General features: G+C 60.8%; 20 protein-coding genes and 1 pseudogene. 16 read left to right on the top strand and 5 right to left on the bottom strand.

Going from position 1 to position 25,469, the window contains the following annotated elements:
* Positions 1 to 166: 166 nt before the first annotated feature.
* Positions 167 to 616 carry a cyclic nucleotide-binding domain-containing protein gene (locus NMG70_RS05405; RefSeq protein WP_254023581.1) on the top strand — a complete coding sequence of 150 codons (450 nt, stop codon included), beginning with the start codon at positions 167 to 169 and terminating at the stop codon, positions 614 to 616.
* A 123-nt stretch (positions 617 to 739) separates the two neighbouring features.
* A complete protein-coding gene (locus NMG70_RS05400; protein ID WP_254023580.1) occupies positions 740 to 1,594 on the top strand; it encodes an MBL fold metallo-hydrolase in 855 nt (284 codons plus the stop codon).
* A gap of 1 nt (position 1,595) precedes the next feature.
* Here NMG70_RS05400 and NMG70_RS05395 read toward each other — a convergent pair whose 3' ends face one another.
* Entirely contained in the window at positions 1,596 to 2,357 is a 762-nt protein-coding gene (locus NMG70_RS05395; RefSeq protein WP_254023579.1) for a polysaccharide deacetylase family protein, read from the bottom strand.
* Positions 2,354 to 3,442: a glycosyltransferase family 4 protein gene (locus tag NMG70_RS05390; protein WP_254023578.1), complete on the bottom strand. Its 1,089-nt coding sequence runs from the start codon at positions 3,440 to 3,442 to the stop codon at positions 2,354 to 2,356. The genes NMG70_RS05395 and NMG70_RS05390 overlap by 4 nt, the downstream gene beginning before the upstream one ends.
* Before the next feature lie 92 nt (positions 3,443 to 3,534).
* On the opposite strand from NMG70_RS05390, the gene NMG70_RS05385 reads away from it, so the two are divergent.
* From NMG70_RS05385 to NMG70_RS05350, 8 genes and pseudogenes are all read left to right on the top strand, one after another.
* Positions 3,535 to 4,695 carry a DUF3095 domain-containing protein gene (locus NMG70_RS05385; protein WP_254023608.1) on the top strand — a complete coding sequence of 387 codons (1,161 nt, stop codon included), beginning with the start codon at positions 3,535 to 3,537 and terminating at the stop codon, positions 4,693 to 4,695.
* 69 nt (positions 4,696 to 4,764) lie between these two features.
* Positions 4,765 to 5,922, top strand: a pseudogene (locus NMG70_RS05380) (nucleotide sugar dehydrogenase); the annotation flags it as partial.
* Between the two features lie 229 nt (positions 5,923 to 6,151).
* Positions 6,152 to 7,492, top strand: coding sequence for an adenylate/guanylate cyclase domain-containing protein (locus NMG70_RS05375; protein ID WP_254023577.1), 1,341 nt, complete (start codon positions 6,152 to 6,154; stop codon positions 7,490 to 7,492).
* Positions 7,493 to 7,655: 163 nt separating this feature from the next.
* Complete coding sequence (locus NMG70_RS05370) at positions 7,656 to 9,551, top strand: ABC transporter ATP-binding protein (protein ID WP_254023576.1); 1,896 nt, start codon at positions 7,656 to 7,658, stop codon at positions 9,549 to 9,551.
* A complete protein-coding gene (locus NMG70_RS05365) occupies positions 9,548 to 11,446 on the top strand; it encodes an ABC transporter substrate-binding protein (protein ID WP_254023575.1) in 1,899 nt (632 codons plus the stop codon). The genes NMG70_RS05370 and NMG70_RS05365 overlap by 4 nt, the downstream gene beginning before the upstream one ends.
* A gap of 2 nt (positions 11,447 to 11,448) precedes the next feature.
* Positions 11,449 to 12,447, top strand: a complete 999-nt coding sequence (locus NMG70_RS05360; RefSeq protein WP_254023574.1) for an ABC transporter permease — start codon at positions 11,449 to 11,451, stop codon at positions 12,445 to 12,447.
* Complete coding sequence (locus NMG70_RS05355; RefSeq protein ID WP_254023573.1) at positions 12,444 to 13,625, top strand: ABC transporter permease; 1,182 nt, start codon at positions 12,444 to 12,446, stop codon at positions 13,623 to 13,625. The genes NMG70_RS05360 and NMG70_RS05355 overlap by 4 nt, the downstream gene beginning before the upstream one ends.
* A gap of 21 nt (positions 13,626 to 13,646) precedes the next feature.
* Positions 13,647 to 14,126 carry a class I SAM-dependent methyltransferase gene (locus NMG70_RS05350; RefSeq protein WP_254023572.1) on the top strand — a complete coding sequence of 160 codons (480 nt, stop codon included), beginning with the start codon at positions 13,647 to 13,649 and terminating at the stop codon, positions 14,124 to 14,126.
* 52 nt (positions 14,127 to 14,178) lie between these two features.
* On the opposite strand, the gene NMG70_RS05345 is transcribed toward NMG70_RS05350, so the two are convergent.
* Positions 14,179 to 15,594, bottom strand: a complete 1,416-nt coding sequence (locus NMG70_RS05345) for an adenylate/guanylate cyclase domain-containing protein (protein WP_254023571.1) — start codon at positions 15,592 to 15,594, stop codon at positions 14,179 to 14,181.
* A 205-nt stretch (positions 15,595 to 15,799) separates the two neighbouring features.
* Here NMG70_RS05345 and NMG70_RS05340 point away from each other — a divergent pair, with 205 nt between their 5' ends.
* The 3 genes from NMG70_RS05340 (at position 15,800) to NMG70_RS05330 (ending at position 18,817) form a co-directional block, all read left to right on the top strand.
* A complete protein-coding gene (locus tag NMG70_RS05340; protein WP_254023570.1) occupies positions 15,800 to 16,606 on the top strand; it encodes a hypothetical protein in 807 nt (268 codons plus the stop codon).
* Positions 16,607 to 16,698: 92 nt separating this feature from the next.
* A complete protein-coding gene (locus tag NMG70_RS05335; RefSeq protein WP_254023569.1) occupies positions 16,699 to 17,223 on the top strand; it encodes a GNAT family N-acetyltransferase in 525 nt (174 codons plus the stop codon).
* Between the two features lie 208 nt (positions 17,224 to 17,431).
* Positions 17,432 to 18,817 (top strand): hypothetical protein, encoded by a 1,386-nt coding sequence (locus tag NMG70_RS05330; RefSeq protein ID WP_254023568.1) that lies wholly within the window; start codon positions 17,432 to 17,434, stop codon positions 18,815 to 18,817.
* Positions 18,818 to 19,267: 450 nt separating this feature from the next.
* Here the strand turns inward: NMG70_RS05330 and NMG70_RS05325 are convergent, their stop codons facing one another.
* Together NMG70_RS05325 and NMG70_RS05320 are read right to left on the bottom strand one after the other, a co-directional pair.
* Entirely contained in the window at positions 19,268 to 19,738 is a 471-nt protein-coding gene (locus NMG70_RS05325; RefSeq protein WP_254023567.1) for a VOC family protein, read from the bottom strand.
* A 236-nt stretch (positions 19,739 to 19,974) separates the two neighbouring features.
* Positions 19,975 to 20,676: a molybdate ABC transporter substrate-binding protein gene (locus NMG70_RS05320; RefSeq protein WP_254023566.1), complete on the bottom strand. Its 702-nt coding sequence runs from the start codon at positions 20,674 to 20,676 to the stop codon at positions 19,975 to 19,977.
* A 64-nt stretch (positions 20,677 to 20,740) separates the two neighbouring features.
* Here NMG70_RS05320 and NMG70_RS33200 point away from each other — a divergent pair, with 64 nt between their 5' ends.
* The 3 genes from NMG70_RS33200 (at position 20,741) to NMG70_RS05305 (ending at position 25,373) form a co-directional block, all read left to right on the top strand.
* Positions 20,741 to 21,004, top strand: a complete 264-nt coding sequence (locus NMG70_RS33200) for a hypothetical protein (RefSeq protein ID WP_436798351.1) — start codon at positions 20,741 to 20,743, stop codon at positions 21,002 to 21,004.
* Positions 21,005 to 21,374: 370 nt separating this feature from the next.
* On the top strand, positions 21,375 to 24,674 hold the full coding sequence (locus tag NMG70_RS05310) for an ATP-binding protein (protein WP_254023565.1): 3,300 nt from the start codon (positions 21,375 to 21,377) through the stop codon (positions 24,672 to 24,674).
* 18 nt (positions 24,675 to 24,692) lie between these two features.
* Positions 24,693 to 25,373: a peroxiredoxin-like family protein gene (locus NMG70_RS05305; RefSeq protein ID WP_254023564.1), complete on the top strand. Its 681-nt coding sequence runs from the start codon at positions 24,693 to 24,695 to the stop codon at positions 25,371 to 25,373.
* The last annotated feature ends 96 nt before the right edge of the window (positions 25,374 to 25,469 follow it).

Below are 25,469 nucleotides of genomic sequence, written 5' to 3'. Positions count from 1 at the left end.
TCCAGTTGGCGGACGCCCATTTGTCAGGCGGCATCGCCCGATCGCACGACATCGGGCTCGCCACCTTTCGCGTGGTTCGTCTCGCCGTCCCGGAAACAGACTTCATTCCATCTGGGCGTCCGTTGCTCTAGTCTGGCAAACGCGAATTTTGGGAAGGTTTGCGACAATGCTGCTCAAGGATGAAGTTGGAATGCTGCAACGCGTTCCCTTGTTCTCTGCGATCGAGCCGACAAAGCTCAAGCTGCTTGCCTTCACATCCGATCGTGTGAGCTACAGCGCCGGTCAGATCCTTTTCCGGCAGGGCGACGAGGGAGACGCCGCCTATGTCATCCTTTCAGGCAGGGCGGATATTCTGGTCGATTCCGACAGTGGACCGATAAAAGTTGCCGAACTGGAGCCAAATTCGATTGTTGGCGAGATTGCCATATTGTGCAACAGCTCCCGCACTGCCACCGTCAGAGCGGCAAGTCCGCTGGAAGTCTTGAGAATCCGCAAAGATCATTTCCTGAGGCTTATGAGGGAATTCCCGGAAATGACCATCGAGATACTGCGGGTTCTTGCCGATCGCCTAAGTCATACGACCGCGGATCTGATCGACGCACGAAGCGCCAAATAACGAATGACGTGCGCTCGAATCCTCGCCGTCGTGATGGCACTGTCCTCTTGCTGAGAAGGTCACCCGGAGAAAGCCTGTCTCGCCTAGCAGCGGTTGTTTGGCTAAGATGGGCAAAGGGGTAGCATGGACGACGCCGTTTTTCTGGTCAGGTTTTGGGGTGTGCGCGGCAGCATTTCGGTATCAGGGCCAGAATTCTCTCGCTATGGCGGCAACACAATCTGCATTGAGATGCGATGCGGTAAGCATACGCTTCTGTTCGACGCAGGCTCTGGCCTACGGCCTGCCGGCGCAGCGCTTCAGGCGTTGGCCGTGACCGATTTCGACCTGCTTTTCACCCATTGCCATTACGATCACATCATCGGGCTGCCGTCTTTTGCGCCAATCTACGACCGGAGCGTCAAGGTTACGCTTTGGTCCGGGCATCTTGCAGGACACATGACGACCCGGCAGATGGTCGATGGGTTCATGCGGCCGCCGTGGTTTCCGGTGAAACTGGAGATCTGCAAGGCAAGCCTCGACTATCGCGATTTCGTATCCGGAGACGTGCTTCGGCCGCGCCAAGGGGTGGTGGTCCGAACCGGCAGTCTTATCCATCCGGGCGGCTGCATAGGCTACCGGGTCGAATGGGGCGGCCGCGTCGTGGCGGTGATCACAGACACTGAGCACGAACCGGACAGACTCGATCAGGCGGTGCTCGGCCTGATCGAAAATGCCGACCTCGTCATTTACGATTGCACCTACACCGAGGAGGAAATGGAACGCCGCCGCGGTTACGGGCACTCGACATGGCAACAGGGCGTCAAGCTCTGTGAGGCGGCCGGTGCGCGGGGGCTTGCGCTGTTTCACCACGATCCGACACGGACCGACGCGGAACTGGACGAGATCGAGAGACTGGCCAAAGACAGGTTTACCGGCGCTTTTGCCGCGCGGGATGGCCAGACGCTCCAATTTCCAGTCTCATTGCGCAAAAAGCGCTGAGCTATTTTCCTCTACCGGCGCTGCGCCCGATCAATGTCCTGATCGGAAGCCATGCGCAGGCTTCAGTCTGTGCAGTGACTGTGAACAGCCGTTCGAGGAAGAGCCAGGCCGATTCATCATGTACGAGATGATGGGTGAGCAGACCGACCGGTTCGCCGTCGAATGCATGCTGCAATTGCGCGACGATAGCCTGAACCAATAGGTCATGATCGCGGCAGCCGCGCGTGCCATGCCAATCCATGATATCGACATTGCTGTTGATGACCGCCAGTGGAGCCGGCTTCGGCGGCCCATAGACCGACAATGCCGCAAATCCTATCGATCCAAGGTCGGATACCAAGCCGGCGTCGATCCTGTTCCAGGGCGGCACCAGCATCGGAACGGCACGTGCGCCGTGCAGGCCGGTTACGTGCGACAGCCCGCGAGCCAGATCATCGAGCACCGCCTCGCGTGGCCGATGCGCGCCGAGCTCCTGCTTTTTCTGGTGCTCGGGCGCATGATTTCGGTGCGCCCAGCCATGGATGGCGACCGTGGCGTGCGGCGCTTCGCCAAGCCGAACGACAAGCTTCTCATCAGTCAGGGCTGGAATGACGGCCAGAGTGACCGGAACCGCGAATTCACCGGCGAGGTCGAGCAGCCGATCAAGCGGAGGCGTCGGATCCACGGCGTCGTCGTCGCGCAGCCAGAACTCTGCCTTACGGTTCGCCCGTTGCCGGCACGCCAGTTCTTCCACCAAGGGCTGCCAGATCTGATCGGATGTCATGAAACCGGAATCCTCGCAAGAAGTTCGGCCAGACGCGCCGCTGCAACACCGAGGGAGCGTTCTTCGAGGATGAAACGTCTGGCTTCCGCGGCCATGATGGTTCTTTCGTCGTTACGGGCGAGAAGCCCTTCAATGGCAGAAGCGAACGCCGCCACATCGCCCGGTGGGGTCAGAAACCCGGTCTGGCCATCCCGCACGACCTCCGGCACGCCGGCGATGTCCTGAGCCACCACCGGAAGGCCGGCGGCCTGTGCTTCAAGATAGGCAACGCCATAGGCCTCGCCGTAACCCGGCCAGACGTAAATTCCCCCACTGTAGAGGACATCCGGCACGGCGGCTGGCTCAATCGCGCCAAGCCATTCGATACGGTCGGCAGGCAAGCCGGCGAATTGCGCTTTGACCTCGTCACGGGCAGGCCCATCCCCGACGACCGACATGGTCCAGGGCAGGTGGCCGATCGGACCGAGCGCCTGCGCCAGCATGCGATAGCTTTCGACTTTGTCGCCCGGGCGCATCATGGCGACGGTAACGAGGCGCGTCGGACAACCCCGTGCCGGCATTTCCCGGAATACCGATGTGTCGATGAAGGGCGAAAGCATGCCGAGAGCGGCGTCGGGAATCGCATCTGTCAGTCCCTGACGATCCCTTTGCGTGAAGCAGATGTTCAGCGCTGCCTGTTCGACGGCTCGCGCCACCAGCGCTTGCGTATCGGCCCACAACCCGGCGTTGCGCCGCCTCGAATAGGAGGCTTCCGCTGTCACATAGGGGATAGCAAAGGCCGACGCCAGCTCGGGTCCGATCAGGTCGGGCGCCTTGTAATAGGGATGATAGGAGAACCAGAGATCGGGCTTGCCGTCACGATCCCAAAGCTTTGTCAGCCGCGCGGCTTCCTCTCGGGCCTCGATCTTGAGGGCATCGAAACTTTTCGACTCCGGTTCGCGTAGATAGAAGCGCAATTCGGATGCTAGTTCGACTCTATGCCCTCCATGCTCCAGCGCCTTGACCAGCATCCGTGCCATCTGGCGGTCGCCGGAGGCAACGGGATGATTGGGCGACTTCAGCGGCGCGTAGAAGGCAATTCGCATCGCCGGACCCTATCATCGGAAAGCCTGCGCAAGTCAATTTCGAAGCATGATCGACTTCACCTTCAAGCAGTGGAATGTGCTATCTGATGCTTATGGAAACAGCTACCGCGTCCGACCCGTTTGTCGCTTCTTTGCCGGTTTTCGCAAAATTCGAAAGCGTTGCCGATATCGATAACTATCGACCTCTCCCGGATGGCTGGGCGCTGGCCACCGCCGACATCGTCGGCTCGACCAAGGCGATCGGGGCTGGGCGCTATAAAACCGTCAATATGGCCGGCGCCAGCGTCATTTCGGCGCTGCTCAATGCGCTGGGTCGGCAAGATCTTCCCTTTGTCTTCGGCGGCGACGGCGCGCTCGTGGCGTTTCCCGGCTCGGCGCTGGAGATCACCCGCAGCGCGCTGGCGGCTGTCCAGAGATGGGTGGCGGACGAACTGGACCTGACCTTGCGTGCCGCAATCGTGCCGATAAAGGATATAAGAGCGCAAGGCCTCGACGTTCGCGTGGCGAGGTTCCGGGCCTCCGAAGCGGTCTTCTATGCCATGTTCGCCGGCGGCGGCGGCAGTTGGGCGGAAGCCGAGATGAAAGCGGGGCGCTACCGCATCGATCCTGCGCCGGCCGGCACGCGGCCGGATCTGACCGGCCTCTCCTGCCGCTGGAACCCGATCGAAGCCCGGCATGGCGAAATCGTCTCGATCATAGCCATACCGGGGGCATCGCGCGACTTGCGCGGTTTTCAGTTTCTGGCTTCCGACATCATCGCCCTTGCCGGCGGGCAGGAACGCGATGGCCACCCGTTGCCGGTGAACGGGCCGGCCTACAGTTTTTCGCCCGCCGGCCTCGATATCGAGGCGCGGGCCATGGCGCCGGCAGGATGGCGGTGGCTGTCGAAGCTGTGGATATTGCTCCAGCTGACGCTTACGGCTGTGTCAGATAGATATGGCTGGACGATCGGCAGTTTCGATCCGAAGATCTACAAACGCGACGTGGCCAGCAATTCGGATTTCCGGAAGTTCGACGACGGCTTGAAGATGACTATCGACGTTGACGCGGATGTGTTGCAACGGATCGAGGACCGACTGAAACAGGCGGAAGAAGCGGGCATCTGCAACTATGGCCTGCACCGCCAGAAATCGGCTTTGATGACATGCCTCGTCGCCTCGCCGCTGCAGCGCGATCACGTTCATTTCATCGATGGCGCCGCCGGCGGCTATGCGATGGCCGCCGCAAGCCTGAAGGCGAAGGTGCCGGTCTGACGACGGCTTGCCGAAAGTGATTTTCCGCAATATGCCTCGGGGTTCTTGGGGAACCAGGTGAGCCTCGCCATGGGAGCGGACGGCCTGTCCGAATCGACGGAAAGCAAATTTTTGGACGCCTCACGATCGACGTATGACCGTGTTCTGAACCGGATTTCGACGCGCGCCGCGCAAGTCGGCGTGATCGGACTGGGCTATGTCGGGTTGCCGCTGGCGGTTGCGATCGCACGCGCCGGCTTCCCGGTTTCCGGCTTCGACATCGAAGCCCAGAAGGTCGGGAGCCTGACAACGGCCATCCTATATCGAGGCGGTGACGTCGACAGCCCTTGCCGGCCAGGTGGCGAGCGGACGGTTCCGCGCCACTGCGGATTTTGCCGAACTGGCCGTCTGCGATGTCGTCATCATTTGCGTTCCGACACCGCTGACGAAAAACCCTGAGCCGGACCTCTCCTTTGTCAGGAACACGGCATGCACCATCCCGAAGCATCTGCGTCTCGGCCAGCTGATCGTGCTGGAATCGACCACTTATCCCGGCACTACAGACGACGTGATCAAGCCCATACTGGAAGAAACCGGCTTGCAGTCGAGGATGACTTCTTCCTCGGCTTCTCGCCCGAACGCGAGGATCCCGGCAACCGCAGGTTTGAAGTCGCGACGCTCCCCAAGGTCGTGGAGGCGGCAAAGAGCAAGCCCTTCGGCTACATGCCTTTCTATCCTGGCCCTGGACTTGGCGGACACTGCGTTCCGATCGATCCCTTCTACCTGACGTGGAAGGCGCGCGAATACGAACTGCCGACCCGCTGCATCGAGCTGGCGGCAGAGATCAACACGGCCATGCCGCGTCATGTGGTCGATGAACTGGCGAAGGCGCTGGACCGGCGCTGCGGCAAGGCGCTCAGCCGCTCGCGCATTCTCATCATCGGGCTCGCCTATAAGAAGAATGTGCCCGACATCCGCGAAAGCCCCTCATTGCGGCTCATTGAACTCATCGAGGAATGGGGCGGCAAGGCGGAATTCCACGATCCGCATGTTACCGAGATCCCGGCCACACGGGAGCATATGGCGATCAAGGGGCGGCGCTCGGTCGAATTGACCGAGGCGGCCTTGAAGGATTTCGATGCTGTCGTCGTTGCAACCGACCACGACGCGATCGACTATCAGGCGATCGCTGATCACGCTCTTCTGATCGTCGATACACGCAATGTTTTTGGCCGGCTCGGGCTAGCCCCGAGAGACGATGGTGAAGGCCTGACGGCGTCTGAGCCGGCGAATTTTTTGCCTGATGTCAGGATCGTGATTGCACTCCGCCGGCAGCCTCGCCACATAAATCCCCTTCGCCGGCTTTTGCCGGCGAAGGGCATTATTGACCTCGAGGGTCTTATCTTTGGGTCGTTAGCGGACCGTGGTGTGGCGGATCAAAGGAGAATGGCTCGTCTTCGACGGGTCTCAAGACAGCATGAGCACAGCGCAAGCAGAAATTTCTACCATTCTCATGGATAAGGTTGCCGATTGGCTGACCCAATCGGCGTTGGCGGGCAACGACCTGGAAACATTGGTAAAGGGCTTTTGTGAACGGCTGGCTGCTGCCGGCCTGCCGCTGAAGCGGGTGCATTTGAGCTTTTCGATGCTTCATCCGCTTTATGACGCGCTTGGCTTCACCTGGCTTCGCGGCCAGGGCATGGAAGTGGAAGGCTTCCGCAAAGAGAACGGCGTTCATTCTGACAGATTCCTGACCAGCCCATACTACCATCTGCTCAGCAACAAACTCGACCATCTGCGGCGCCGGCTCGACCCGTCGGGCCCATCGGAATTTCCTATCTTCGATGAACTCAGGCTTATGGGCGTGACCGATTACATGGCTTTCGTCCATCCCTTCAGCGGCAATACCAGTCAGGGCATGATCGGCTCCTGGTCCACCGACAGTGCTTCAGGCTTCAGCGACAGCATGATTTCAGCGCTGCTGCGCATCCAGAACCATCTCGCTATCGCAACCAAGATGGCGGTGCTCACCAAGCTGGCCGACAACATGATGACCACTTATCTCGGCGGCGACGCCGGCAGGCGGGTGCTGGACGGCCAGATCAAGCGCGGCGAGGGCGACACAATCCGGGCCGCACTGGTCATGGCCGATATGCGCGGGTCGACAAGGCTTGCCGAAACTTCCGGCCGTGAAATCTACATCGATACGCTGAACCAGTTTTTCGATGCCATTGCCGCACCTTTCAATCGCAGAGGCGGGCAGATCATGAGTTTCATGGGGGATGGCTTCATTGCCGTCTACCCTTGCGAGAGGCACCGCTCGCAGTCCGAGATTGCCTGCCAAGCTGCTCTTGCGGCAGCGCACAAGGCCACCGCGCGCATGATGGATCTCAACCTGCGCAGAAAGGAGCAGGGGTTGGCCGACATAAACTTTGGTATCGGCCTGCATGTCGGCAATGTGATGTTCGGCAATGTCGGACTTACCGACCGGCTAACATTCTCTGTCTTCGGCTCGGCTGTAAACGAGGTCCAGCGCCTCCAGACCCTGACCAAGAAATATCCGCACAGCGTTCTCGCCAGTAAGGACTTCGCGGGCTATTGCGGCGCCAACAGTTGGCTGACGCTCGGCAAGGAAGGACTGGCGGGTATCAAGCAGAAGCTGACGGTGCTTTCACCCGATCTGTCGGGTGCTCTCGCACTCGATGAAGACGGCACGCTGGAGCCGATTTACGACCGAATATCCGACGCCGAACAGGTCATGCTGCTTCATCGCGATGCCGCGCGGCTGTCGGTGGGCGACCCGAGGAAGCTCCAGTAACCGCCACGATCTGATCCGAACGCCTTGGTATGCAGTCCGGTCGCCGGTTCCGCCACGGAACTGGCGACCGATTCGAATCCAAGTTGCTCTAGGCTGGCAATGCGCTAGTCTCGCTTTCTAGGCCTGCCGCCCGGCAGGCTGCCAGAGTGGGGCTGGTGTGAAAATGAATTCGGGTGTTGATCTGCTGCGGATCGAGGATGTTGGCATCTCTTTTGCCATTGTTGGGGGACCGTTGCATGCCGTCAGGCGTGCAAATCTTCGCGTCCTGCCCGGCAAGGTTACCGCGCTTGTGGGCGAGTCCGGCTCCGGAAAATCGGTTATCAGCCAGGCAGTGATGGGCATTTTGCCGAACACGGCCCATGTTCGCGGCCGTATCCTGTTTTCCGATCCTGAAAAGCCCGGCACGACGCAGGATATCCTGCAGATGCCGCGTGACGGACCCGATATCCGGGCGTTGAGAGGCAGCCGCATCGGCAAGATCTTTCAGGAGCCGATGACATCGCTGTCGCCGCTGCACACGATCGGCAACCAGGTCAGCGAATCCCTGCAGATTCATACGCCCATGGCTCGGGCGGAGCGCAAGGCGCGGACCGAGGAAATGCTCGGCCTTGTCGGCTTTCCCAATCCCAAGCGCGCCTATGACATGTATCCCTTTGAACTTTCGGGAGGATTGCGTCAACGCGCCATGATCGCGATGGCGCTTATCTGCCGGCCCGCCTTGTTGATCGCCGACGAGCCGACGACGGCGCTGGACGTCACCATCCAGGCGCAAATCCTGCAATTGCTGCGCGAGCTTCAGACCAAGCTGAACATGGCGATGCTGCTGATCACGCACGACCTTGGCGTGGTCGCCAATGTTGCCGACGAGGTGGTGGTCATCTACCATGGCGAGATCATGGAAGCGGGACCTGTCGAGGCGATATTCCGCCGGCCAGGTCACCCTTACCTGAAGGGCCTGATGGCAGCCGTTCCGCATTTCGATCTGAAGCCTGGCGAAAGGCTAAAAGCGCTCCGCGAGGTGCCGGTGAATGTCGGGAACCTGCTCGGCAAGCAGACGGCGCCGGCGTCGAAGGGGCCGGACGACATCCTGCTGTCGGTCAGGGATCTGAAAAAGACCTTCACCACCCGCAAGTCCGGATGGTTCAGCGGGGCTCATCAGACCTCTGTTCGCGCCGTGGACAGCGTGAGCTTCGATATCAGGCGGGGTGAGTGCCTGGGTCTGGTCGGCGAAAGCGGTTCCGGTAAAACCACCGTCAGCAAGATCCTCATGCGGGCTATCACCCCTAGCGGCGGCTCTGTGATTTTCAACGGCCGCGATGGACCGATCGACGTCTTGGAAGCCGAGAGAGACGCCCTGCGCATGCTGCGCGCGAAAATCCAGATGGTCTTCCAGGATCCGGTTTCGTCGCTTTCACCTCGCATGACGGTGGAGAACATCTTGAGCGAGCCGCTGGAAATCCATCAACGTGGCAATGCCGCGTCCCGACTCGCCACGGTCAAGAGCCTGATGCAGGCAATCGGGCTCGATCCGCGCTTCATCAAGCGTTATCCGCACAGTTTCTCCGGCGGGCAGCGTCAGCGTATCGGCATCGCGCGCGCGTTGGCGCTGGGGCCTGAACTCCTGATCTGCGACGAGCCGGTTTCGGCACTCGATGTCTCTGTCCAGGCGCAGATCCTGAACCTTCTGAAGGATCTGCAGAAGGAACTGGGCCTGACCTATCTGTTCATATCCCACAACCTGGCGGTGGTGGACTACATGGCAGACCGCATCGCGGTGATGTGCGGCGGGCGTATCGTCGAGCTCGCGCCGCGCCAAATCCTGCTTAGGAAACCGGTCCACCCCTACACCCGCTCACTGGTTGCCGCAGTACCTTTCCCCGATCTCGACAGGCCGATGGATTTCAAAACGCTGCAGCTCAGCGGTGCTTCCGACACCAGCGCATGGGGACCGCAATTCCGCGACGAGGCCGACGAGGATATGCTGTCGCCGCTCGATCTTGGCGGCGGCCACCTCGTGCTGGCCCGACGTTCGGCCGATGTCAGGGAGCTACGCCATTGATCGGCCGGCGCACCGTCCTTGGCCTCATGGCTTCGGCATTTCTGCCGGGCACGTTGCGCGCCGGCGATCTGGAGCCGGACTTTCTTCAGCCGCTGCTGAAGGCAAAGGCGCTGCCGGGACTCGCCGAACGCCTGCCCAAGAGCCCGCGCGCGTTGAACCTCGCCGCGATGGGCCGCCAGCCCGGCCAGTATGGCGGCACGCTGCGCACGATCATCGGCAGCCAGAAAGATATCCGGATGATGACCATCTACGGGTATGCTCGCCTCGTCGGCTATGACGAAAAGCTTAACTTGCAACCCGACATTCTCGAAAGTTTCGACGTAGCGGATGATCGCGTCTTCACTTTCAAGATTCGGGAAGGGCATAAATGGTCTGACGGTAGCCTGCTGACGCCGGAGGATTTTCGCTATTGCTGGGAAGATGTCTGGCTGAACGATGAGCTTTCGCAAGGCGGGCTTGCGCCGGCCCTGCTGGCGGACGGCAAGCCGCCGCGCTTCGAGATCGTCGATCCGTCGACGGTCCGCTATAGTTGGGATGCGCCCAATCCCGACTTCCTGCCCAAGCTTGCTGCTGCTTCGCCGCTGCCGCTTGTTCTGCCGGCCGCCTATCTCAAGCAGTTCCACAAGAAATACCAGGATCCATTCCGGCTCGCCGGCCTAATGAAGGAGAACCGGGCCAAGAAATGGACGCTCCTGCATATCCGCATGTCGCGGCAGTATCGCCCGGAGAACCCGGAACTGCCGACGCTCGATCCCTGGCGGAACCGGACCAAGCCGCCGGCCGAGCAATTCGTCTTCGAGCGCAACCCGTTCTTTCATCGAATAGACGAGAATGGCCGGCAACTGCCCTATGTCGACCGGATCGTCATGAATGTCAGCTCGTCGGCGATCATCTCCGCCAAGACCGGTGCGGGCGAGAGCGACCTGCAAAGCATGGGAATTGACTTCAGCGATTACTCCTTCCTGAAGGACGCGGAGAAGCGCTACCCGGTGAAGATGCATCTCTGGAAACGCACACAGGGTTCGCGGCTGGCGCTGCTGCCCAATCTGAATTGTGCCGACCAGACGTGGCGTGGCCTTTTGCGGGACGTGCGCGTGCGCCGCGCACTGTCGCTCGCTGTGGACAGGCGCGAGATCAATATGGCCGTGTTCTACGGACTGGCGCAGGAAAGTGCCGATACGGTCCTGCCGGAGAGCCCGCTCTACCGGCCGGAATTCGCGAAAGCCTGGGTCGCCCATGATCCCGACCAGGCCAATGCCCTGCTCGACGAGGCCGGGCTTCAGACGCGTGACGATGACGGCCTGCGGATACTTCCCGATGGACGCCCGGCGAAGATCATAGTGGAAACGGCCGGCGAAAGCACGCTGGAAACGGACGCGCTCGAACTCATCACCGATCACTGGCGGAAGATCGGGATCGCCCTGTTCATCCGGACTTCGCAGCGCGATATCTTCCGCAGCCGCGCGCTTGGCGGCCAGATCATGATGTCGATGTGGTCGGGCATCGACAATGGCGTGCCGACCGCCGACATGAACCCGTACCAGCTGGCCCCCACCATCGACGACCAGCTGCAATGGCCGCTCTGGGGTGCTCACTACTTGTCTCATGGCAAGGTCGGTGAGGCGCCCGATCTTCCGCCTGTGGTCGAGCTGATGGCTTTGCTCAAGCGCTGGAACGCATCGACCAAAGCCACAGAGCGAGCCGACATCTGGAATTCGATGCTGTCGATCTACACCGATCAGGTGTTTTCGATCGGCACCGTGAACGGAACGCATCAGCCGGTTCTGGTGTCCTCGCGGCTGCGCAATCTGCCTGACAAGGCACTCTACGGCTACGACCCGACCGCCTATTTCGGTATCTACATGCCGGATACATTCTGGCTTGGAGATTCCTGAGCGTGCTTCGATATTTTGTCTGGCGCATCGCCGTGATGGTTCCAACGCTGCTGGTCATATCGGCACTGGTGTTCACGATCATCGAACTTCCACCAGGCGACTACTTCGACAGCCATGTTGCCGAGCTTCGGGCTCTGGGCGAGGCGGTGGATTCCGATCGCATCGAGATGATGCGTAAGGACTATGGTTTCGACCAGCCACCGGTCATTCGCTACTTCTACTGGGTCGGCGGGATGCTGCAAGGCGATTTCGGCTATTCCTTCGAATATGAGATGCCGGTTCGCGACGTCGTCGGCGACCGAATGTGGCTGACCGTGCTGGTTTCCTTCGTCACGATCATCTTCACCTGGCTTATCGCCTTTCCGATCGGCATGTACTCCGCCACGCATCAGTACAGCTGGGGCGACTACGGCCTGACTTTCTTCGGCCTTCTCGGCCTTGCCATTCCGAACTTCATGCTGGCGCTGATCCTGATGTATTTCGCCAACATCTGGTTCGGCACGTCCATCGGCCATCTCATGGACCAGCAATATCTCGGCGAGCCGATGAGCTGGGCCAAGGCGAAGTCGATCCTCGCCCATCTCTGGATTCCGGTCCTGATCATCGGCACCGGGGGCACGGCAAGCATGATCCGGCGGCTGCGCGCCAATCTTCTCGACGAGCTACACAAGCAATATGTCGTGACCGCGCGCGCCAAAGGACTTCATCCGTTCAAGGCGCTGGTGAAATATCCGCTGCGCATGGCGCTCAATTTCTTCATTTCCGACATCGGCTCCATCCTGCCGGCCATCATCTCCGGCGCCGAAATCACGGCGATCGTGCTGTCTTTGGAAACGACTGGGCCGATGCTGATCAAGGCGCTGCAAAGCCAGGACATGTATCTGGCAGGGTCGTTCCTGATGTTCCTCGCCTTCCTGACGGTCATCGGTGTCCTGATTTCCGACCTGGCGCTGGCGCTGCTTGATCCACGAATTCGTTTGCAGGGCGGCAGCACCAAATGAACACGCTTTCGCCGCTGCCCGCTCCAGGTGCTCCACTGCAACACTACGTTTCCATCGCGCCCATTGACCTGCAATCGGTCGAGGCGATGACGCCGGAGCAGTCGAAAGTCTTTCAGGCGTCGCAGTTGCGGCTGATGTGGTGGAAATTCCGAAAGCACCGGCTTGCCGTTATATCCGGCATATTCCTGGCAGTGCTTTATTTCGGGATACTGATCTGCGAGTTCCTGGCGCCCTACGATCTGCACACACGCAACATGGACTACATCTATTCGCCGCCGCAGCGGGTGCACCTGTTCCACAACGGCCAGTTCGTCGGGCCGTTCGTCTATGGCCGCCAGATGACGCTGGATATGGACACGCTCAAGCGGAACTACATCGAGAAACAGGATGATGTTCAGCGGATCCGTTTCTTCTGCAAGGGCGACAGTTACCGGTTCTGGGGCCTGATCGAAGGTGACAGGCATTTTGTCTGCCCTGCCGAAAACGGCCAGCTCTTTTTGGCCGGCACCGACAGGCTGGGGCGCGATGTGCTCTCGCGCATCATCTATGGCGCACGCATTTCACTGACAATCGGCCTCGTCGGCATCAGTTTCAGCTTCCTGCTCGGCATTGTGATCGGCGGACTGGCCGGCTATCACGGCGGTATCTTCGACCTGATCGTTCAACGGGTAATCGAAGTTCTGCAATCGATCCCCAGCATTCCGCTATGGCTGGCACTGGCGGCGATCATGCCGATAACCTGGAGTCCGATCCTGATCTATTTCGGCATCACCGTCATCCTCGGGCTGCTCGACTGGACCGGACTGGCGCGGGCCGTGCGTTCAAAACTTCTGGCGTTGCGCGAGGAGGATTACGTTCTGGCTGCGCAATTGATGGGCGCCAGAAGCAGCCGCATCATCGGGCGGCATCTCATTCCCGGCTTCATGTCGCATCTGATCGCGACGGCGACGATCTCCATACCCGGCATGATCCTGGGCGAGACGGCGCTGAGCTTCCTCGGGCTCGGCCTGAGGGCGCCGATAACCAGCTGGGGCATCCTGCTCACCGAGGCGCGCAGCGTCAGCGTCATTGCGTTCTATCCATGGCTGCTTTTGCCGATGCTCCCCGTCATTCTCGTCATCTTGGCGTTCAACTTCCTCGGCGACGGCCTGCGGGACGCCGCAGACCCCTACAAGTGAGATCAGGACATATAATCGCATATGAGTCGCCTCGACAGTTTCATCCGCAGAATGACCGCACAGCGCGACATTCTCGATCTTGCCTGCGCCGAGGTGGCGAAGATGGAGGGGCCCGTGGTCGAGCTCGGCCTCGGAAATGGCCGGACGTTCCACCATCTGCGCGAGCGCCTGCCCGGACGCCGGATCGTGGCGTTCGACCGCGCACTTGCCGCACACGCCAGCTCAATTCCCGAAGCGGAAAACCTCGTGCTCGGCGAAATACGCGAGACGGCGAGCAGGTTCATTGGAATCGACGCGGCTCTTGTTCATGCCGACATCGGCACCGGCTATGACGATCGCGATGCAGTGACCTCTACCTGGCTTCCCGATCTGATCGCGCGCCTGCTTCGCGTCGGTGGCATCGCGGTCAGCGGCACGCCGCTCGATCACCCGCTGTTGCAACCCCTCCCGCCACCGCCTTCGGTGCCCGCTGATCGTTATTTTGTCTGCAGGCGCGTGTGATGGACCGAGACGACCCCAATCTTCAGGGGCCAAGTCTTCAGGGGCCAAGTCTTCAGGGGATCGTATATACAGCTATCTCCCGCTCAATGCCACGCAGCGAGACCTCGTGGGGCACGGGCGTCAGCGCGTTCCTGTGCAACAGATCGGCGGTGAGATTGTCGCCGACCACCGCACGAGTGGCGAAGATCGCCTGTGCGTTGGCAAGGTTCTGGACCCGCGAAGCAATGTTGACCGTCTGGCCGAAATAGTCCTGTCGCTCGTTCATTGACACGGCGATGCAGGGGCCGGAATGGACTCCGATCTTGAGCAGCAGATCCTCGCGCCCGCTCTTGTCGTTGAGCTCACGCATGGCTTCGCGCATCCTGAGGGCCGCAGCAATCGCACGATCAGGCGTCGCGAAGGTCGCCATCACTGCATCACCGATCGTCTTCACCACCGCGCCTGCCTCCGCCGCGACGATCTCGTGCAGAACCTGGAAATGCACGCGCACGAGATCGAAGGCTGAAAGATCGCCCACCCGCTCGTAAAGCTCGGTCGATCCGCGCAGGTCGGTGAACAGGAAGGTCAGGCTGGTGATCTTCAGGCGCTGGTTGATATCGAGTGTATCCGTGCGATAGAGATCGCGGAACGTCTGGTTGGTGAGCAGGCGCTTGGCGGTCAGGAAGGGCCGGCGTTTGCCCAGGAAATCATGCAATTCCTGGCCGGCGATGAAGACCGTCGGCAGCACGCGGGTGTCGGTCCTGTTTTCCAGCGAAATGCGCAACGGGCCGGGTTGCATCTCCAGCGTCTGGTTCTGGACATGGTCGCGATCGAAGACCAAAGAGAGGCTTCGGCGCTCTTTTGTTGGTACGCCCTTCCCGTCGATGAACTGCGCTGAATGGGTGACCGGCTCGAAGACGATGGTGAATTCAGACGGAAGCTGTATGGGCAGAACCGCCTTTTCACCGGGGGCAAGCTCGATATCCTCCAGCGAGAACGCTTCTATCTTTTTCGCGAAATCCTCTTCCGGCAGATCGACGCCGGACGCCCAGTAGATCTGGCGGAAATATTCCACCAACGGCAGTTCGTGTGGATTGTGGGCGGCAATCCTGCGCACGCGGGGACTGACGGTGAATGTCACCTCGACCATCTCGTCGAGGGTCGGCGAATAGCCCTCGGAGCACAGCGCGCAAGTGTATTCGTCCTTCTGCAGGGTTTTCAGCGTGGCGTTGGTGTCGAGCACGCCGCCACACCCGGGGCATAGAACATTCCAGGAAATGTCGAAGATGCCCACCCGCGCCGCATGGAGAAAGGCGCTTATGGCGCGTTCCTCGTCGAGGCCGTGCTTGCTGGCGAAGGCTGGCGCATTGATGCGGCAAAGTTCGCGGTCCTTGCCCTCCGCGATGGTTCGCTTGATCGCGTCGATTGCCTGCGGATCGACATCGGTCGATTGCCGCAGAAGCGAGAACAGATCCTGAGCTTCGTTCATCGTGCAGGCTCCGGAAAATGCACCCCCGAGGCGTCTTGGCCGGACCGGTCTTGGGTCCGAATGCTCCATCTTACTTCGAAACGGATCGTACGGCCATTCGAATAGATAAGCCTGGTGACAGTTCAATTTCCATTCGGCGGATTTTCACCGGCCGCAAGCGGCACTATGATGGTCCATGGGGCATTCATCTTTGGGACGTTCTCCCATGCCGACATCCAACAACCCGCCATTTCCCGCGGCCCTGCGCCTTTTCTCTGTGGTGGTCATCATCGTGCTGATCGTAGGCGCCGGCCTATTTTTCGCGCCTGTGCTGGTCAAGCCGCGCTGGCCTTGGACCGTCACGCCGTTCAATGCCCGCTTCCTCGGCGGCTTCTACACCGCCGAAATGGTCGTGATGGCGGCGCTGCTGGTCTGGAACCGCTGGTCGCCTGGCAGGCTCGTGCTCGTCATGGCCTTCATCTTCACCGCCATCGTGTCGGTGGCTTCGTTCATCAATCTCGGCTATTTCAACTTCGAGCGCAAAGCGCCCTGGCTCTGGTTTGTGGTCTATCTCGCTTCGGTCGCGGTATCCGGACTGTCCCTGTGGCGGGCCAGGGCCCGTCCTTCTGCAAAAGGCGTGCCCTTAAGCCCCGCATGGCGCAGCTACATGCCGGTGGAATCGGCGATCCTCGGGCTCTATGGCGTCGGCCTGTTGCTGTTTCCCCTGACATTCAGCGGCATCTGGCCATGGCCGATCGATGCCTTCCACGCTCAGGTCTACAGCGCCATCTTCCTCGCCGGTGCGGGCGGCATATATCTCGTCTGGAGAAGCGCGCCGCGCGAGGAACTGCTGGTGCTCGGCTTGGCGCAGTTTCTGGTTGGCCTGCTTGCCATCCTTGGCGTCGTCGTCACCGACGCTGCGGTGCATCGGATCGACTGGACGGCGACCGGGACGTTGTGCTGGCTCGCCCTTTTCGGCTGGATCGGCATCAGCGGCGCCTTCAAACTCTACGCCGCCTCCCGGTATTTTTAGCTCGCAATCGGCATTATAGGTTGCAGAGACGGCTGGATTTTCAGGTGACGTCCGGTGCATCGTGCCGGGCCGATTGCTTTGCCGGGAGCGCCATGACCAGCACGATCTCGCCATCCTCCGAGAAAATCCAGCCGCAGCTCCGGTCCGTCCGGCCCAGCGATGCGGAGGCGCTTTGCGCTATCTTCAACATGCCGGGCTTCCGCTGGGGCACGCTCAGGATGCCCTTCGAGATGGTGGAGCAGGTGGAGCGGCGCATCGCCAAGTCCGGCCAGGAAACCACCTGGATCGTTGCGGAGTTGGACGGCAAGGTCGTCGGCCATGGCAGCCTGGTCGTGCAGGGTTCGCCGCGCCGTTCGCATATCGGCGAGATCAATATGGGCGTTGACGATGCCTTTGTCGGCAAGGGTATAGGCTCTGCCATACTCGGCGCGCTGCTTGACGTGGCCGACAACTGGCGCGCCCTGAAGCGGGTCGAATTGACCGTCTATGCCGACAACGAACCGGCCGTCCGTCTCTACACAAGCCACGGCTTCGAGGTCGAAGGCCGGCATGTGAAGGCCGGTTTTACCGACGGGCAGTACCACGACCTCCTGAGCATGGCCCGGCTGCGGTTCTGAGATCCGCTGTTTGGCCTTAACTGTTTAGCCAATCTAACAATTCGTGCCGTCCCGGCGAACAGGCGATTGCTCATGGAGAACTCCGTTGGATACGGTCAATTTCGTCTCACACCATCTTGATCGAGTTGACAATCTATGTGTGAGCCGGTCGCATCCAGCAAGTCTGGTCTCCCTTGGCGTTTGCACCGCAAGCGGCTAGACGAAATCAATGACCGCCGTCTTTGACCCAACCCCTACGCCTCCGGTGGAAATTCTGGCTGTGCTGTCGCTGCTCTGCCCGGAAGTCGTGCGTGACATCGAGCAGAACTGGAATGCACCGGTTTCCAATTACGCCCGCCATCTGTGGCGGCCGGTGGCAAGGCCTGCATCGGGCCCGGCGATCGCCGCCCGCTCGATCCTGCGCGAAGTCCTGCATCAGCGCCTTGGTGTGATCATGCAGCCTGAAGAGATCGGCAAGGCCCTTGAAGAGTTCGAGCACAGACCGGTGATTCAATCCGGCCTGCACTGCCTGCTTCTGATGGACCGGATCACCTTCGATGCCCTCCTGCTTGCCTGGCTCGGCGCGGTCGAAAACGGGCTGTCGGCCTTCTTCGGCTTCATGGGAACGACGATGACCATGGAGACAATTGGCCGGGAGGGGCCGGGATGGCTCGATGTCGGTGACGACAAGGTCAACCTGTTTGGCATGGGGCGCCACAAACTGTGCCGTAAAAGCGCCTGCGTGGCCGGTCCCGTCACCCTCAACAAGCGCGCGCTCGAAGCGGTGGGCGACGAAACGGATGCCAGCCGCTGGCTGGGCACACTGCTTGCCAGCCAGGACAAGGTGTTTGGAACTGCCGCCGATGCGCTGACAGCCCTCAACGAGGATCTTGTCGCCGATTGGGATCGTGCCGGCATGGCCCAGCCGGTTTTCATCGACGATCGGCTCGCCGCGGCTGCCATGGCGCGGCATCTAGAATATGATGGCAGCCTCCTTTCCAGGCTGCTCATTGAGCCCTCCAGGCGCCAGCGTCTCGAACGTGCCTTGCAAGAGGCCGCATCGAGCCCATTTGGCAGATTCCTGCCCAATGCCACGGCCTATTTCTGGGGCATCCGCGAGGAGCGCGTGCGCAAGCTCGTCCTCGAGAACGGGCACCTGATCGAGCCTGGCAGGCCGCATGGTCTTTCCATCCCGTTCGAGCGGCCGCATCTCAAGCAGGCGCTGCTGGACGGCGTGCTGCTGCCGAACTTGTTCCTGATGTTCCTCGTCCTTGCCATATTGCCGCGCGTGCGGGTTGTGGGCGGCCTGAGACAGATTGGTTATGTAGCGCTTTTCCACTCGATCCTGCTGGCTGCGCTAGATGAAACCGCGCCGGAAGAGCGCGATCTGGCTGCGGAGCTGCAGGTTCGGGAGAATGCCTGGGGCATGCGGGTCATCGACGAAAAGATCTCGGTCCGCGAGCAGCTTGCCGGCCTGCCGGAAGGGGCGCTCTTCCCGGACCTGCTCCGGCAATACCGTTTGCGGACATTTGCCGAGACGACCGACGACCTGAAGCTAGTTCGCGAAAACGCCCGATGGCGCAAGATCGGCCAGGCAGAGATCAAGGCGACCTGAGCCTCACTTCAGGTTGATTTTCTGGTGCGCAACCGCAAGCGACGGCGATCTATCGGTGAGCCTCTGGCGTCTGGTCAGGCCGCTTCCTTGACGCTGATGCCTTTCGGGATTTCGACGACGGCTTCCGCCTCGACGATCATATGGCTTGCCTGCTAGCCGTCTTGACGAATCCCCAGATGGCCGGAGGAACCAAACACCTGTTTGAAATGGCGCGCCGGAGAGGATGAAGATGAGAACTGGAGCGTCAGGCTGATAACCTGAGGGTCAAGGGTTTCAAGCCCTGTCCCTCGATGGAGCGTGATTTGTCTCAACGGCGCGGATGCGCCATTTCGCGACATTCATGACCGTTCTCAAAAGCTGCCCTTCGCGCAACGGCTCGAGGCGACCCGTTGCAGTCGATGACGGGAGAACAGGTGTGAGGCAGGATCTGCCCAATGCGGACCTTCGCGATCAGTCTGGCCAAAGCTCCCGCTTGCGTTCTTTAAAGCCGAGCACACGTTTGCTATCGGTCCACCGTGCGACCTCGCCCTCCATTCCATCTGGGTCCTTGAAGGTCACAAGACGGACAGCGCCGAAATCTGTAATGGTCCCATCCGAAGCGCCGGCCTTGACCAGACGTCGCCTGACTTCCTGCAAGCACTCTTCACCGTCTACCTTCAGCGCAAGATGATCTATGTGACCTCTCCTGCCCATCTGCATCGACCCATCTTCATACCCCGTTGGTTCCGGCATTTGGAACGGATGAAGGGCAAAGCCACCTCCAACGTCGATAAGTGAGTGACGAAGAGTGCCGCCACCGGGACCGGGCTCGGACAGGTCGAACTTCGTTTCCGCGTCGAAGATTTCTCCATAAAAGCGAATGAAACGGTCCATGTCGTGTGTGAACAGCGTCAGATGGTGCGCACCAACGGTTACAGGCATGCCGAACCTCCCTTGCCGATAAGATGACGAGCATACCATCTCGCGTTGAACCGGGCGACCTGGAGCCGCGATGCGTCACTGAACGCGAACGGCCTCCGCAAAGAGGCTGTTCGATGCATGGGCTGGATTTTCCGCGTTCCACCCGGCTGAGCGTTAAACGCTCTTTGCCTGCGCGGCTTAGGCGAATGCCTTGGCCGGCTCGGTAGCGCCATTTGCGGACGTCGCTCAATGGCGGATCAGGTCTGCTTAGGACGCCGTTCGATGCCTGTGGCCGCGAGGGACTCATCAAGATCGGGCGAGGACAGGAAGTTCAGCAACTGTCTAGCGGCGTCTGTGTTCGTGGCGGCACTTATGGCGAGGTCGAAGTCGATGTGGCTCTGGAGTTGCACAGGGAAAGGACCAATGAGAATAACGTCAGGGGCGGCAGCGAGGATGGAGGTTACCGGAACAACTGCCAACTCGGCTTCGCCACGAGCCACGCTGGTCGCCGTCTGCCCTCCCAATATAGGCACTAGTTTTGGCTTCACCTCAGCCGCCAGGCCCAGCCGTTCGAGCAGGCCGGTGAAGTAGCCACCGCTGGTTCCGTCGCTAGCGTAGGCGATCGACTTGGCATTCTTCAGGGCGTGCTCGAACGCTTCGATGGAGTCGACGCGGAACGCACGGCCGCCCGCCTTTGCTGCCACGCCCATGCTGATCCGGCCAAATGGCGCTTGGCTCCCCGCCAGCACCCATCCGGTTGCAGTCAGGTCCCGAACTAGATTCGGATTGGTGATGACCAAGTCGAAGGGCTGTCCTCGTTCGATCTGAGCCTTCACCGTCGGGTTGAGTTCCCACTTGCTCGCTACGCTGAGCCCAGTCGCCGTTTCGAACGACGCGATGAGAGGGAGGACTGCCGGCCGGACCGCAATGGCTCCAAAGAGCTGGATCTCATCGCCCATTAACGCGCCCCTTCTGCGCTGGATGCTCTCTCACCATATACGGAATGTCCGCAACGAATCATCAGTGCTGGTTGCCGCGAATGTCGGCTATCGGGTAGCAAAACGGGTTGATGAAGGTCGGCTTGGGGTCATCAGCGCTGGTTGTGGCGAAGGTCCGGTTTCGGGAGAGAAATCGATTCCGGAAGGTCCGAATAGGGTCACAGAGCGACGCTTCCTGCTCGCGTTGCTCTGCCTGCTCTCACAGGTCCACCTGTTCAGAGATCGCCAGAGCTTCGTCCACTTCGATGCCGAGGAAGCGGACGGTGCTCTTAAAATTCGTATGCCCTAGAAGCAGCCGAACCGTACGAAGATGAGAACTGGAGCATCGGGCTCATAACCTGAGGTCACAGGGTCAAATCCTGTCCGCGCACTTGAGGCACGAGGAGCGGGATCTGTTTTCAAAGGCGGGGTTGCGCCAACGATAGCGGATGGCTTGCTGATATCCTCGAACAGGGGCTGTCAACGATGCTTCGACGCAAACGACGGCCACGCAGCCGCCCGAGTCGGCAGTCCTCTGCCACCGGACCCACACGGATCGCTCGATGCCCATTTGCGCTGCCGCTTGCTGGTCGACGGCTATCGGTTCATTCTTGTGAATACCTTGGCCGTGAAGGGCGTAGCGAGATCACCCGTCACGGCCCCTAGTGAGGTCTTGTCCGATGGACTGCTCGGGCTGCGGTTTCGAGGTTGAGCGCGGTTACGCTTTCTGTCCGAAGTGTGGCAGGCGCCAGCCCGTGCCATGCGTCAGTTGCGGCTACCCCTGCGCACCTGATTTCGAGTTCTGTCCGAAATGTGGGGCCAGCGTCGCTGCGCCCGCAAAAGCCGTCGAACGGCCTACTCCGACGCCAAGCCGGACCATTGTGCCGCCTTCTCGGACTACGTGGCTGCTTCCGAACATCGAAAGCGAAGAAGGGCCGCATCCCGTCTCCGACGCCGATCGCCGGACGGTAACGGTCCTGTTCGCCGACCTTTGCGGCTTCACGACACTCAGCGAGCAGCTCGACCCCGAGGTCATGCAAGCGCTGCAGAACGAGCTGTTCAAGGAATTGACGGCGGCCGTGCGAAACTTTGGCGGTTTCGTCGACAAATTCATTGGCGATGCACTGCTCGCTTTGTTCGGTGCGCCGGTCGCGCATGAGGACGATCCGGAACGTGCGCTTCGCGCCGCTCTCGACATGATCGCCCGGACGGCGCGGCTCGGCGAAAGCACCCCCCACTCAGGCTCGCCTCTGTTACTCCACATCGGCATAAACACTGGTCCGGTCGTTACTGGCGGATTGGGCATCGGCACCGCCAGATCCTATTCGGTGACCGGCGACACAGTGAATACGGCGCAACGCCTGCAATCGCTGGCCGCACCGGGTGAGGTGCTGGTAGGCGAGCTCACTTACAGGCTGACCCGGCATGCCTTCTCTTACGAGTCGCTGGGTGATGTCGTGTTCCGCGGCAAGGCTGGCAGTGTGCTCGTCCATCGACTGGATGCACCGCTTGCGGCGCCGCGTGCAGCGCGTGGGCTCGAGGCGCTCGGCCTCAGCGCGCCGATAATAGGTCGCGGTGCGGAGCTCAATAGAATGATGGCGAGCCTTGACCAGGCGTGCGGCGGCTCGGCTCAACTTGTCCGCCTCGTCGGAGAAGCCGGTATCGGGAAATCGCGGCTGGTGAAGGAGTTCGTCGCCCGCGTCGGCGACGAGGATCGTTTTCGCAACGTCGCCGTGCGGCTGGCCACGTGCTCACCGCTGGGCGAACAATCATTTGGCGCGTTGGGCGCAGTGGTGCGCAGCGCTGCCGGGATGATGGAAAACGACAGTGGGGACGAAGTGCGGGGGAAGCTCGCAGGCTTACTTACCGATCTCGGCCTGCAGGGCGAGGAGGCGAAGCGGCTGATGCCTTTGCTCTACCATGTGCTCGGCCTTGGCGACCCCGAGGCCACCTTGCAGCATGTCGAGCCCGAGCAGCTGCGGCGGCAAATTCTCTACGCAGTCCGCACAATCATCGAACGGCGGCTTGCGTTGTCGCCGCTGTTGATTGTCGTCGAAGACCTGCACTGGGCCGACGCCGTGTCGCTCGAGGCGCTACGTTTCGTGATGGACAGGTTGGAACGCACGCGGTTGATGGTGCTGGTCACACATCGTCCGGCGCCGGACAGCGGCCAGCTCGACTCAAGTCGGGTCAGTCACACAGCGCTCAGGCTTTCGCCGCTCAACAATGATGACGGACGCAGCCTGCTGGCGGCGCTTTTCGGCGAGAGCTGGGTAAACTCCGCAGGAGCGCTTCTCGACCAGATCCTCGAGCGCGCGGGCGGCAACCCCCTTTTTGTAGAGGAGATCGTCCGCGGCCTTATCGATAGCGGTGTACTGATGCGCGAGGGCCAGCGATGGCGGACTGTGGCAGGCGAAGTCGCAACCGCCATTCCCGCCACTATCCAGGCAATGTTGCTTGCTCGCGTCGACCGGCTGCCCCAGGAGGTGCGCCGGCTGGCCCAGGAAGCCGCGGTAATCGGCCCGCGTTTCGATGCCACACTGCTGAAAGCCGTGACAGCCGACCCCGGCCGGCTAGAAGCCGGCTGCGAACTGCTTTGCGATGCGGAAATCATCGAGGAAGTTGCCGGATCAGGCTCGGTCTCGTCGCAAAGCTACCGCTTTACGCAAACATTGCTGCAGGACGTGATCTACCAGAATATGCTCCTGCAACGCCGGACCGACATTCACGGGCGGGTCGGTGCTGCCTTGGAGCAACTGTGCGGCGGCAAGCCGGAACGGCTCGAGGACTTGACCGTGCTCGGTCATCATTTCGCACAGAGCGCCGAGCGGGAGAGGGGCGCGCATTACCTGCAGGCGGCGGGCGATCGCGCTCGCATGATATACGCCAACGACGACGCCCTTCGTTTCTACGAGCGAGCACTGACTGCGTTGAGCGCGATCGGGCAAACACCGCTCAAACTGGCAATTGCAGAGCGCATTGCCGATTTGAGCGGCCCGGTAGGCCGCCGCGAGATCGCGCACCGCCACTACGAGACGGTGTTGCAGGCATACCGCGAGTCAGCCAATCGTGTCGCGTCGGCGCGAGTTTTGCGTAAGATCGGTCGGCTGCTCTGGGACGTCGGCAAGCGGGACAACGCAGAATCCCGCTATGCTGAAGCGGCAGCGCTCCTCGATGGAGCGGATGCCCCGATCGAGCAGGCGCATCTCTGGCAAGAACGTGGCCGACAGGCGTTCCGTAGCGGAGATCACGCTCTCGCGGCAAAATGGGCAGACGCGGCGCTGGATTGCGTACGCTCTCTGACAACGGAGCATGACTCCGAGATAGGGTGTGATGCCACTCTTGTGACCGCCGAGGCACTTAATACCAAGGCTGTTGCGTTGGCTCGCCTTGGGCGAAACCGTGAAGCCGTGCGTCAGGTTGAGCATAGCATTGAATTGGCCGAAGCCGCCGGTCTACTGGGCGCGGCCTGCCGCGGCTACACCAATCTCGGCGTGCTTTACACGACCATCGATCCGGCACAGGCGATGGAGGTCTGTCGGCGCGGTCTTGAAGTGGCGCGCCATATTGGTGACTTGGGTTTCCAGGCGCGCCTCCTCGCCAATCTGGCGGTCGCTTGTTGTACTTTCACGGATCGCTGTCCAACCGAGGGCGTGCCTGCTGCCGAAAAGGCCATCGAGATCGACCGGGCGCTCGACCAGCGCGAGCACCTGCCGGTGCCGTTGATCGTGCTTGCGCAGATCCACCAATGCCACGGCCGTCCGGAACTGGCGGCTGGCTTGTTCCACGAAGCACTGGACGTAGCCCGCGAAACGGGCGAGCCCCAACTGCTGTTTCCGTGCTATGATGGTCTCGCAACGCTTAATCTCGACCTCGACAATCTGGCCGAGGCCGAACGCTACTTTTCCCTGGCGCAGGGTATATGCGCCCAGCACGGGCTCGACCCGGAAGCGCTTGTGGTGCTGCCTTTTCTCGATTAGCCGGGTTGGAGATTGGAAATGTCCGCGCGCAGTGACTTCGTACCGCTTCAACCGGGCGACCGTGCACCGAACGTGGTACTCGACGCCATTACCCAGGAAGGCAAGATCGCGCTTGACGACTTTCGCGGACAAAAACCGGTGCTGGTCGGCCTGTTTCGAGGTCTGCATTGTGCGTTTTGCCGGCGCCATATCGCCGCCCAGGCGCGACTTGATCCGGAGCTGCGCGAAAAGGGCGTGGAGAGCCTGACGGTGGTCAACACGCCGATTGAACGGGCGCGTCTCTATTTCCGTTACCACCCGATACCGAATCTGCTTGCGGCCTCCGACCCTGAACGCGCTTCACATCGTGCTTTTGGACTGCCCAATCTCGAATTCACCGAAAACGAGACGAACTGGCCGTACAAGGTCTCGATGGCAGCGGTAAAGGATATGCGGGTCGACATACCAAGCGAGTTGCCCGGTCCTATGGATCCTATTGCGGCCGGCGAGATCCTCGACAAGAGGGACCATTACGAACTGACCGAAGCCGACGCGCAGATGATGGCAACGGGACACGGACAACTGGCCGGTCAGTTCCTGCTGGACCGGCAGGGGATCGTCCGCTGGAGCTTCACCGAGTTTCCAGAGGGCGGGCGATACATGTTTGGGGCGCCAAACCCGCAGGAGCTGATGTCAGCGGTGTCCCAAGTCGCCCAATAGACTTGCGAACGAGGTAAACGGGGCGGACACTAACAAGTTCACCGTTCATTCGAGCACGGACTCGACTCTGGCCACAAAGTCATCGAGCGAGCGATC

Source organism: Mesorhizobium ventifaucium, from assembly GCF_935822925.1.
In the GTDB taxonomy this organism is placed as follows: Bacteria; Pseudomonadota; Alphaproteobacteria; order Rhizobiales; family Rhizobiaceae; genus Mesorhizobium; species Mesorhizobium ventifaucium.
The sequence above is the reverse complement of the archived record's forward strand: the minus strand, read 5'-3'. Positions and strand labels throughout refer to the sequence as shown.